General features: G+C 42.5%; 8 protein-coding genes. 4 read left to right on the plus strand and 4 right to left on the minus strand.

Going from position 1 to position 12,047, the window contains the following annotated elements; all coding sequences use genetic code 11:
- The first annotated feature begins 3 nt into the window (after positions 1–3).
- A complete protein-coding gene (locus tag FLL45_RS20195; protein ID WP_142943877.1) occupies positions 4–540 on the plus strand; it encodes a GNAT family N-acetyltransferase in 537 nt (178 codons plus the stop codon).
- 399 nt (positions 541–939) lie between these two features.
- Here the strand turns inward: FLL45_RS20195 and metH are convergent, their stop codons facing one another.
- The gene (gene metH / locus FLL45_RS20200; RefSeq protein WP_142943878.1) at positions 940–4,632 is read right to left on the minus strand and encodes a methionine synthase; all 3,693 of its coding nucleotides are present in this window, start codon (positions 4,630–4,632) and stop codon (positions 940–942) included.
- Positions 4,633–4,792: 160 nt separating this feature from the next.
- A complete protein-coding gene (locus FLL45_RS20205) occupies positions 4,793–5,821 on the minus strand; it encodes a LysR substrate-binding domain-containing protein (RefSeq protein ID WP_246075866.1) in 1,029 nt (342 codons plus the stop codon).
- A gap of 240 nt (positions 5,822–6,061) precedes the next feature.
- Here FLL45_RS20205 and cysG point away from each other — a divergent pair, with 240 nt between their 5' ends.
- Both cysG and cysK read left to right on the plus strand, forming a co-directional pair.
- A complete protein-coding gene (cysG, locus tag FLL45_RS20210; protein WP_142943880.1) occupies positions 6,062–7,522 on the plus strand; it encodes a siroheme synthase CysG in 1,461 nt (486 codons plus the stop codon).
- A 124-nt stretch (positions 7,523–7,646) separates the two neighbouring features.
- Positions 7,647–8,597: a cysteine synthase A gene (gene cysK / locus FLL45_RS20215; protein ID WP_142943881.1), complete on the plus strand. Its 951-nt coding sequence runs from the start codon at positions 7,647–7,649 to the stop codon at positions 8,595–8,597.
- Positions 8,598–8,736: 139 nt separating this feature from the next.
- Here the strand turns inward: cysK and FLL45_RS20220 are convergent, their stop codons facing one another.
- Positions 8,737–10,059 (minus strand): amidohydrolase, encoded by a 1,323-nt coding sequence (locus FLL45_RS20220; protein WP_142943882.1) that lies wholly within the window; start codon positions 10,057–10,059, stop codon positions 8,737–8,739.
- A 265-nt stretch (positions 10,060–10,324) separates the two neighbouring features.
- A complete protein-coding gene (metJ, locus tag FLL45_RS20225) occupies positions 10,325–10,627 on the minus strand; it encodes a met regulon transcriptional regulator MetJ (RefSeq protein WP_142943883.1) in 303 nt (100 codons plus the stop codon).
- 218 nt (positions 10,628–10,845) lie between these two features.
- Here metJ and metB point away from each other — a divergent pair, with 218 nt between their 5' ends.
- Positions 10,846–12,039: a cystathionine gamma-synthase gene (metB, locus tag FLL45_RS20230; RefSeq protein ID WP_142943884.1), complete on the plus strand. Its 1,194-nt coding sequence runs from the start codon at positions 10,846–10,848 to the stop codon at positions 12,037–12,039.
- The last annotated feature ends 8 nt before the right edge of the window (positions 12,040–12,047 follow it).

Consider the following 12,047-nt stretch of genomic DNA (forward strand, 5'->3'; position numbering starts at 1 on the left):
AACATGCGCGAACAAGTTGAAATCCGAGAAGTGGCTGACAACGAAAGCGATTGTCTTTTAGAGATCGCAAGAACGACATTTGTAGAGGCATTTGCTGCGCAAAATACAGCGGAGGATATGCAACAATATTTATCGGAAAAGCTTTGCTTGATGCAAATTCAAAAAGAGCTAAGTAATAAAAACAGTCGCTTTTTCTTTGCTATGTATGATAATTCGGTTATTGGTTATTTAAAGGTTAATTTTGCGAGTGCCCAGACAGACAGTTTTGATTTCGCTAGTTTAGAGGTTGAGCGAATATACCTACTAAATGATTATCATGGTACCGGCGCTGCGAAGCTGCTCTTTAAGCAAGCCATTGGATTGGCCAGACAAAATGCATTGCCAGTAATATGGTTAGGTGTTTGGGACCAGAATCCGCGAGCCATTCGATTTTATGAAAAGCTCGGTTTTGAAGTATTCGGAAGCCACGAATTTTTGCTCGGTTCAGCAAAGCAAAACGATTTGTTAATGAAATGTAGAGTAGCGCACCTCGATAGCTAGGGGTAATGGTTAATAGTTTTGAACTAATCGCTAGTATTTACCAAATAGTTCAGAGTATTTTGTTTTTTATTATGATCAATATATTTTATCATGGGTCTTAGGGGGCAATTCGCGATCGAACTGAATTAATAGAAAAACTTCATCAAGGAGCGAGCGATTTGTTTATAAATATAAGAAAATGCTCGCAAGGCTCATTTGAGGTTCTGGTTAGAAGAATGGGCGTAAGTTTTGAGTGAAGTTATCTTATTTTCTCTCCCAACTTCGCTACTCCGGAATTCGTCGAGCGCCGCAAAATTATTCGAATCGGTTGAAGCTAGTGTCTTTACCGGGTAACGAAAGGTCCATCACTTAGCTATACGCGATGGTATCTCCCTTAGCAAAATTAACTAAAGCTTAAACTCAAGCATCATACCCCAAATTAGGTGCTAACCATCTCTCAGCGGTTTCAAGATCCCAACCTTTTCGTTTAGCGTAACTTTCGACTTGTTCCTTTGATATTTTACCAACACCAAAATATTGTGATTCAGGGTGCGCAAAATACCAGCCTGATACTGCAGCCGTTGGATACATGGCAAAATTTTCTGTAATTTTCAAGCCAATAGTTTCATCCGGATTGAGCAAATCCCAAAGTGTACCTTTCTCCGTATGATCTGGACATGCAGGATAGCCTGGAGCCGGGCGAATCCCTTGATATCGTTCTGCAATCAGTTCGTCGTTTGTAAAAGACTCATCGGCCGCATATCCCCAAAATTCTTTCCGCACTCTTTCATGCATTCTTTCTGCAAATGCTTCTGCAAGTCTATCGGCGAGAGCTTTTAATAGTATCGCTGAATAGTCGTCGTGTGCGGCTTCAAATTTCTCGACATACTCATCGATACCTATACCTGCGGTTACCGCAAAAGCGCCAATAAAATCTGTTTTCCCGGAGTCTTTAGGCGCGACAAAGTCCGCTAAAGCGTGATTGGCTTTACCGTGTCGGGTTTGTTTTTGTTGACGCAGAAAATGAAGCTTGTGTGAGACTTTTTGGCAGCTATTATCAGTATAGATTTCGATATCATCATGTTCGACACTGTTCGCATTAAAAAAGCCGATGACAGCTCTTGCTGTCAACCACTTTTCATCAACGATTTTCGTCAACATCTCTTGTGCATCGTCGAATAGCTTTCTTGCAGACTCGCCGACTAGATCGTCTTCGAGAATATTCGGATATCGCCCAGCGAGTTCCCAACTTCTAAAAAAAGGCGTCCAATCAATGCGCTCAACCAAGTCTGATAAAGGGTAATCGTCAAAAACTTTACTGCCAACAAAAGTTGGTTCTGGTATCTGATAACTTTGCCAGTCGATAGCTGATTTAAATTCTCTCGATTGTTCTAAACTGGTGTGCTTTATTTTCGTTTGCTTGGCTTCGCGCTCTTGGCGAAGCGTCTGGTATTCTTGTTTAATTTCTGAAACATACTCTAGCGCATGTTCGTGACTCAGTAGTTGCGTTGCCGCGGTTACTACACGCGATGCGTCGGTAATATAGATTACCGAGTGTTCATAGTTGGGGTCGATTTTGACCGCTGTATGAATTTTAGACGTTGTCGCTCCGCCGATTAATAACGGGATTGATAGACCTTGACGTTGCATTTCTTTCGCAACAAAAACCATTTCATCTAAAGAAGGGGTTATTAAACCTGACAAACCAATTAAATCGCATTGCGCTTTTTTTGCTTCCTGAATGATTTTGTCACAGCTGACCATAACGCCGAGATCGATTACCTCATAACCATTACATTGCAAAACAACGCCAACAATATTTTTACCGATATCATGAACGTCGCCTTTGACGGTTGCGAGTAAAATCTTTCCTTTAGGTTTATCATCCAACTTTAACGCTTTCTTTTCTGCTTCCATAAAAGGCTCTAGGTAAGCAACTGCTTTTTTCATCACTCGAGCTGACTTGACAACTTGAGGTAGAAACATTTTTCCAGAGCCGAAAAGATCGCCAACAATATTCATGCCGTCCATTAAAGGACCTTCAATCACATTAAGTGGGCGATCGACTGTTTGTCTTGCCGCTTCGACGTCTTCTTCGATAAACTCGGTAATGCCTTTTACTAATGCATGTTCGATTCTTTTGTTAACCTCAGCCTCTCGCCAAGCGAGTTTTTCTTCTTGTTTTTCATCGTTTCCATCGGCGCGATATCGTTCAGCAATGGAAACGAGCTTTTCTGTCGCGTCGTCAGATTTATTGAGGACCACATTTTCAACTGCCGTGCACAACTCTGGCTCAATCTCTGAATAGACTTCTAGCTGACCGGCATTTACGATTCCCATATCCATGCCTGCTTTTACTGCATGATATAAAAACACGGCGTGGATTGCTTCGCGGACAGGATTGTTACCCCTAAAAGAGAAAGAGACATTAGAAACGCCGCCCGATACTAGTGCGCCTGGCAAGTTTTGTTTTATCCAGCGGGTCGCTTCAATAAAATCTACGGCGTAATTATTATGTTCTTCAATGCCCGTTGCGATCGCAAATATATTGGGATCAAAAATAATATCTGATGCCGGAAAGCCAACCTTTACAGTGAGAACATCGTATGCGCGTTGGCAAATTTCGATTTTCCTTTGAAAGCTATCCGCTTGCCCGTTTTCGTCGAATGCCATAACGATAACTGCGGCGCCGTACTTCATTGCTTTTTTGGCATGTTCAATAAACTCAGCTTCGCCTTCCTTCAGGGAAATCGAATTGATAATCCCTTTGCCTTGAATGCACTTTAGGCCAGCTTCAATGATTTCCCACTTGCTTGAGTCGAGCATAACCGGAACTCTTGAAATGTCCGGTTCGGCGGCGATTAAATTTAAAAAACGAACCATACATGCCTTTGAATCCAGCATGCCTTCATCCATGTTTATATCAATAATTTGCGCGCCATTTTCAACCTGTTGGCGTGCGACATCTAGTGCGGCTTCCAAATCGTTTTCTTTAATTAAGCGCAGAAACTTGGCCGACCCAGTTACATTGGTTCGTTCGCCAACATTGATAAAAAGACTATTATTGTCGATCGTTAAAGGTTCTAATCCAGACGATCGAAGGGCTGGTTTTATCGCGTTGAGCTTGCGCGGGAGTTTATTTTTGCTGATAGATTGCATTGCTTGAATATGCTCGGGCGTAGTACCACAGCAGCCGCCAACAATATTCAGCAATCCAGAATCAGCCCACTCCGATAACTCGTTCACCATATCCTCTGGCGTTTCGTCATAACCGCCGAACTCGTTAGGTAAACCTGCATTTGGATGGGCTGAAACAAAACAATCAGCGATGCGTGACAGTTCTGCAATATAGGGTCGTAAGTCTTTAGCGCCAAGTGCGCAATTGAGCCCAAAACTAATCGGCTTTGCATGTTGCAGAGAATTATAAAAAGCCTCTGTCGTTTGTCCAGTTAGCGTTCTGCCTGACTGATCGGTAATAGTCCCAGATATCATTACGGGTCGAATATTTTTCTCATTTTCGAAATATTCTTCGACGGCGTAAATTGCCGCTTTGGCATTTAACGTATCGAAGACGGTCTCGATAAGAATGATATCTGCACCACCTTCAACCAATGCTTTGGTAGATTCGTAGTATGCGATTTTAAGCTCATCAAAATCGATAGCACGGAAACCGGGGTCGTTTACATCTGGAGAAATGCTAGCTGCTTTGTTAGTCGGTCCTAAAACACCGGCAACGAAGCGAGGTTTGTCTTTAGTCGAAAATTCAACCGCGACTTGTTTCGCGATTTTCGCAGATTCAAAGTTAATCTCAGCAGACAGAGATTGCATATCATAATCAGCCATAGCAACAGTCGTTGCATTGAAAGTGTTGGTCTCAATGATGTCTGAACCGGCCTCAAGATAAGCTCGATGAATTGATTTAATGGCCTCAGCTTGAGTGATACTAAGCAAGTCATTATTGCCTTTTAAGTCACAATGCCAATCTGCAAAACGCTCGCCGCGATAATCTTCCTCAGTAAACTGGTAGGACTGAATCATAGTGCCCATCGCACCATCTAGAAGTAAAATTCGTTCTTCCAGTAAGAGTTTTAATTTATCACTACAATCACTCATCAATTTATCATCCCAGTTTTCAGTTGCTTGTATTTCGCTTTTGATTAATTCTTGTGATCTAATTTAAGGTATTGCTTCGTATTGACTCAGTGCTTACTGCTTCGTGTTACAATGTGCTGATTAGTCAGAAACAGGTTGTAATCACTTAACCCTGATATAACTAGCCATGCCACACGCGATGCATTGGTAAGTCATGTTGCTTTTGTTCTTCATTAAGTTTCTCTACCGATGCATCTTTATTGATATTTGCGTGTAACCACTCACGCGATATGTGCGGCGCAAATAATTCAATAAAGCAGTACATATAACTGCGAAGTAACAAGTTTTTGTTGAATGCGATCCAAGTCGTACACCGCGGTAAGATTGTTTTCGCAGAATAGCCTATCAAGTCTGAATCTAATTTGGGGTTGAAGGCCATTTCTGCCACAATTCCGATCCCCATATCGTTTCTGACGTAGGTTTTTATCACATCAGCATCACGAGCCGTAAACACGATGTTGGGCTGCAAACCTTTTGCCCTCATGGCTCTCACTAGACTCGATTCGCCGACACTTGGCTCTTTGTAAGTGACTATTGGATATTTGGCAATATCCTCTATCGTCGGGTTTTTGAGGTCGCCAAGTGGGTGGCTTTGTGGAAAAATAATGACTCGATCCCAGTGATAACAAGGGATTTTTACGATATCCGGTGACAAGCTTGAGTTATCTGATGCAATAGCAAAATCGATTTGTTTTTTGTCCAGCAACTCATTCATTTGCTCAGCAGAGCCGTGCTGGATATCAATTTGAAGGTTCGGGTATCGGGCATGGAAGCGCTTGAATATGTCTGGAAGCACATACTTTGCTTGAGTTTGAGTCGTGGCGAGACTAAAACTGCCAGTTTCTATTTTATTTTTATCTTGTGCTAGCCTCTTGATGTTTTCGACTTCTTGTAACGCGCGTCGTGCATGTTTTACGACATCTTCGCCAAGAGGAGTGAGGCCAACAAGTTGCTTGCCACTTCGTTCAAAAATTTTAAGATCGAGCTCATCTTCAAGCAGACGCAGCTGCTTGCTGATTCCAGGCTGGGAGGTATATATTTTTTCCGCAGCAGTTGTGATATTGAAGTTGTTTTCAACAATCGCTACTAAGTATTTTAATTGATGTAATTTCATAAGCTCAAAAAGCCCACCGATAAGGCGAGCGAACATTCAGATTTAACCTAAATCTGTCAAATGGACGTCTAAACGTAAAGATGGCAGAAATGTATCATTCTATCGGGCACTTGGCAACCAATATTCTCTTTAGTTATGAGTATAAGACCAAGACAGCACGAATTCCTTACATTTAACTCGTATATCTATTGGTTATTTCCAAAGAGCGAACGCCTATTTCAGCTGAAAACCGAAAAATGAAATGATCCAGATATTATCTTTAAATGGGTCAACCGCATGGATTATTTGCCAATAACCGTACAAATGAAGTCGCGACATTGCCTAATAGTTGGAGGAGGCGAGGTCGCTGCGCGCAAGCTAAAGCACATGTTACACGCCGATGCGAAAGTGACTTTAGTGAGTCCGGAATACACTGATGAAGTGCTAGAAATTGCTGAAAAGCATGAAATTCGTCTCGTTCATGAGGTTTTCAGCCCTGAACATATTAATGGTTTTTACTTGGTGATCGCGGCAACGGATGATCGGATGGTCAATCGTCAAGTGAGCATTGCCGCTCAGCAGCAAAATATTTGGGTTAACGTAGTTGACGACTTAGAATTAAGCACGTTTATAATGCCTGCAGTTATTGATCGATCTCCTTTGTTGATCGCAATTAGCAGTAGCGGCGTTGCGCCTGTTCTCGCGCGCAAGATAAGAGAAAAAATTGAGTGGTTGTTGCCTGATGCTTTAGGTAGCCTTTTGGAGCGGCTGAAACTTCTTCGCCCAAAGGTTAAAAAAAAATTCTCTAGTTTAAAGGAGAAACGAAGTTTCTCTGAGTGGTATATCGAATCTGCAATACAAGATAGCAAAGTGCTTGAAAAAAACGAAGATAGCATTCTTGAATTTTATCAGCAGCAACACAAGCCAGAGGGAATTGTTTACCTTGTCGGGGCCGGTCCAGGTGATCCTGAGTTACTCACGATTAAATCTTTGAAAATCATTCAGAAGGCGGATGTTGTTCTGTATGACGCGCTGGTTAGTCAGGAAATTCTGCAACGAGTAAGAAAAGATGCAACGCTGGTACATGTGGGAAAACGTGCAAAATGTCATTATGTTCATCAGGATCAAACGAATCAAATGCTAGTTGATTACGCTCAGCAAGGACTCTCTGTTGTGCGTTTAAAAGGAGGTGATCCTTTTATTTTTGGACGCGGTGGAGAGGAACTGCAATTTTTAACACAGCATAATATTCGTTATGAAGTCGTACCCGGGATCACTGCCGCCGCCGGGTGCGCTGCTTATTCGGGAATTCCGTTAACGCATCGCGATCATGCCCAATCAATTCGGTTTGTAACAGGGCATGAAAAAAGTTCTAAAAACTCACTCGATTGGAATAGTTTGGCACAAGCGGGCCAAACACTTGTCTTCTATATGGGCTTGATGCGTAATCAGCAAATCACTGATAGTTTGATTAAACACGGAAGAAATCCGAGCACGCCGGTCGCGCTCATTGAAAAAGGGACTACCAAAAACCAAAGAACAGTTATTGGTCAATTAAATGAATTGCCGCAGTTAGTTGAAAAATACGAGATTAAGTCACCATCGTTAATCGTTGTCGGCGAAGTCGCCGAACTTGCTAATGAGCTTGATTGGTTCAAAGATGGTGAGCTAATTTCGTCAAATAACAAAATTGTTGCAAAAAATGATTTTGGCGCAACTGAGCGTGATAATCGGTTACCATTAGTCGCAAACGTTTAAGCGATTTTCGTTACTGAAACGATCCGGTAAACGCTCAATTAAGTAATTAATATTGATTAAACATCTGATCTGCGATGTACCTGTTTTTAAATAAATTGCTTCATTTTATAAAGGAAAATGAACTATGAAATATGATTCTATTTTAGAGACAATTGGCAACACCCCAATAGTCAAGATAAACCGTCTTGCGCCGAGTCACGTCAATATGTATGTGAAAGCCGAGTATTTTAATCCGTTAGCATCGGTTAAAGATCGATTAGCGTACGCAATTATCAATGATGCGGAGAAACGGGGACGATTGAAACCTGGTCAAACGGTTGTCGAAGCGACTTCCGGTAATACCGGTATTGCTTTAGCAATGGTTTGTGCCGCCAAAGGGTATCCATTTGTTGCGGTAATGGTAGAAACGTTTTCTATCGAACGAAGAAAAATAATGCGTGCTTTAGGCGCAAAAGTAGTTTTAACGCCTGCCGCTGAAAAAGGCTCTGGGATGGTGAGAGTTGCCGAGGAACTCGCTGAGAAAAATGGATGGTTTCTAGCGCGTCAGTTCGAGAATGCTGCAAATCCAGAGTACCACCGTAACACGACTGCACCGGAAATTTTAAGAGATTTTGCTGGAGAAAGACTCGACTATTTTGTGAGTGGCTATGGCACAGGCGGAACGATAACCGGTGTCGGTGAAGTGTTAAAAGTCGCTCGCCCTGAAATTCAAATTATCGGCAGTGAACCGGAAGGTGCCGCTTTGTTAAATGGGAAAGATTGGGCGCCGCATAAAATTCAAGGTTGGACTCCAGATTTTATACCCGATGTTTTAAACCGTGAAGTAATTGATAAGGTGTTGCCAGTTAATGATGAAGTCGCCAGAGATACTGCTTTATCGCTTGCGAGTAATGAAGGTATTTTTGTTGGGATATCTGCGGGTGCAACATTTGCGACAGCACTTGACGTCGCGAAATCTGCGCCGGAGGGATCAACAATTCTAGCGATGCTACCTGATACTGGAGAGCGATATCTTAGTACATTTTTGTTTGAAGATATTTCTGATGGTTCTGACGAAGATATTTGGAAGATCTAGTAGAAGATGTAACGTTAAAACAAAAAAACGGGAGCTTGTTACAAGCTCCCGTTTTTTTGTTCCGATAAGCAAGTCAGAATATTACTACGATGAATTGTAATTCTGACTTGCGTTAATAGCAGGATTCGGACTGGTTTGTTTACTGCTTGTTGAGTAAGAGTAACGCTGCACTCGCCATCGCTTTAACGCCTGTCTTGATTGTGGGCTCTGGATCGGGCGCGAAATCCGACGAGTGTAGGGTTGGTAGTCTTTCTGTACCGGTTTTAGCGCGCTCGAATTTACTCGACTCCACTGTTCCAAGTCTAAACATCAAGCTGGGAATTTTAGGTTCAACTTGACCGTAGCGACCAAAATCTTCGCCCACCATTTCGGGTTTTAGCGTGAAAATTTTATTTTCGCCAAATAGTTCAATAAATCGCTGCACGACATTTTCGGTCAGTTTTGGATTGTTGTATGCCGCAGGTGTTGATTCATCTAAAACATTTACCTCGGGAATTTTGTTTTCAGGTAATCCCGCTGCCAGCGCGAGGTTTTTGGTCATTCGTCGAATCGCACTAATGATATTTTTCCTGACTTCGGTTGAATAAGAGCGCAGTGTTAATTGCATTTTTACTTCATTTGATATGATATTGTGCTGGCTTCCTCCATGTATCGAGCCAACTGTAACGACCGCTGGCTCCAAAGGTGAAGTTTCACGACTAACGATCGTTTGCAATGAATTGATAATTTGTGCCGACAGAACGATTGGATCTTTTGTATTGTGGGGGTAAGCGCCGTGACCACCTTCGCCTTTGACGATAATATCAACAGAGTCGACATTGGCCATTGCAAAACCACTGACTGCGCCAATAGTACCGGCTTCTAAATCGGCTGAAACATGGATCGCTAGGTTGTAGTCCGGTCGTGGAAATTTCTCAAATAAACCCTCTGCAAGCATTGCTTTCGCACCACCGCTTCTTTCTTCTGCGGGCTGACCAATCATAACTAAAGTTCCTGACCAGTTTTGTTTGTTATCGATCAGACGCCTCGCGGTTCCTGTAAAAACGGTCATGTGAATATCGTGGCCACAAGCATGCATAGTGAAGGTTGTTTTGCCTTCCCTATCTTTCATGGTTTTCTTACTTGCGTAATCTAATCCGGTGGTTTCTCTTACTGGCAGGGCATCGAGATCGGTTCGGATCATTATGGTTGGGCCGTCACCGTTTTGATAGACACCAACAACGCCATGACCACCAAAGTCACGAGTCACGTCAAATCCAAGTTTTTCAAGCTCATCGCCAATCTTTTTGGCGGTTTCTTTTTCTTGGAATGATATCTCAGGCGTTTGGTGAAGGTGTTTATAGAGTTTATCCAGATAGTGATAGTCTTTGTTAATTTGCTCCGATAAATCTGCGGCAGCCAATAGGTTTAGAGGCAAAAGGTTGATACTAACTAAGGCGAGTAAGAGTGTTTTTAAGCGCATAGATTTTTCTCGTTTTTATGATTTGTTGGTTTTTTTATCATTTTATAAGTGAAATCGTTTTCGTTATTGATAGTCAATTGCTCGCAACGAGTTGTCAGCTGTAACCAATTATTTGCTGTAAGCAATAAATCAAATAGAAATCATCTTTTATTCGTCATTTGAAATGATGATATATCAAAGCTGAGTAGCAGAGGCGGCCGAAATTGAATGAGCCGATCAACCACCTCAGAACTTTTGATTATATTGAATCGCCTAAAATAAAAACTTAAGAGGCGGTTTCTTTTTCTCGCTGTTCGCGCGCCATGCGCACCGCATAGTCTTCTCTATTTTTGTCTAAATCGTCGTCGGTGGGTAGTGGCTGTCCAGTATAAGCATGTAAGAATGCTTCACATAAAAGCTCGCTATTGGTTGCGTGGCGGAGGTTTGAGACCTGCCGACGAGTTCTTTCATCAGTTAAGATTTTTAACACAGAAAAAGGAATCGAGACGGTTATTTTCTTAACGTTATCCTTTTTTTCACCGTGTTCTACATAGGGATTTATGAATTCCCCATCCCAATCTTTAGCCATTTGCACCTCAAATCTAAATAATCCTTGGTTATTTTACACCAAAATAGCCATCTATACATCTTGACAGACAGAAAAAACAATATAAACTTCCAGACATATAGACGTCCAAACGGCTTTTTGATGTCATGAAACTTTTAAGTTTCTAAATCTCTTGAGTTGCTGTTTTGAACGGGTTTTCGCTAAAAAAATGTCAATTAAGTAGCATCGAGGTCACGACAATGAGTTTCACAAATCAACACGCGCTAGACACGCTAGCAGTCCGCGCTGGTATCGAAACTGATACCCAATATGGCTCCATTACGCCGCCCCTTTATCTCTCAAGCAACTATAGCTTCGAGGGATTTGACCAACCTCGTCAATATGATTATTCGCGTTCCGGAAATCCGACTCGCGATCTCCTTGGTCAAGCGGTTGCCGAATTAGAGAAAGGGGCGGGCGGTGTCATTACCTCGAGTGGCATGTCGGCGATTTTCCTTGTTCTGCAATTGCTTAAGGCCGGAGAACGAATTTTGGTTCCACACGATTGCTATGGCGGGAGTTTTAGACTTTTTCGCTCCTTCAGAGAGCGAGGGTTGATTGAAGTTGATTTTGTCGACCAAACCGATGAGGAAGCGCTTGCGCAAGCGCTCGAAAAATCGCCTAAAATCGTTTGGATTGAGACGCCCAGCAACCCTTTACTTCGGCTTGTCGATATCCAGAAAGTGAGTCGCCAAGCAAAAGCGAAAAATGCATTAGTTGTAGTCGATAACACGTTCTTGTCACCGATTGTCCAACAGCCGATTTTGTTGGGTGCTGATGTAGTGGTCCACTCTACGACCAAGTATATCAATGGCCACTCTGATGTGGTTGGAGGTGCTGTGGTTGCGAAAGATGAATCAGTTTATGAGGATCTGAAATGGTGGGCAAATTGCACTGGAATTACAGGCGCACCTTTCGATAGTTTGTTGACGCTGCGCGGGCTAAGAACACTGGATGTCAGAGTTAAGCGCCACAACAAAAATGCCCAGCGCGTTGCGGAGTATTTAGATGCGCATCCGCAAGTCGAGAAAGTATTTTATCCCGGGTTGGAGTCACACGAAGGACATGAAATAGCCGCCAAACAACAATCTGGATTTGGTGCGATGATCTCATTTCGACTGATTGGTGACTTGGAATATACCAAGCGCTTTTTGAAAGGTTTGGCTGTGTTTTCTTTGGCTGAATCGCTCGGCGGGGTCGAGAGTTTAATTTGCCACCCATCGACAATGACACATGCGGCTGTCTCGCAAGCTGATCAAGAAACTGCTGGAATAACCGGAAATTTATTAAGAATTTCAGTCGGGATTGAAAATATCGAAGATATCCTAAGCGATTTAGATGCAGGGTTTAATCAATGTCGCTTGGGTGAAGTTAAAGAAGTTTCTAACGGTTAATTAACGGT

Origin of the sequence: Aliikangiella marina (assembly GCF_007004765.1) — a bacterium.
In the GTDB taxonomy this organism is placed as follows: Bacteria; Pseudomonadota; Gammaproteobacteria; order Enterobacterales; family Kangiellaceae; genus Aliikangiella; species Aliikangiella marina.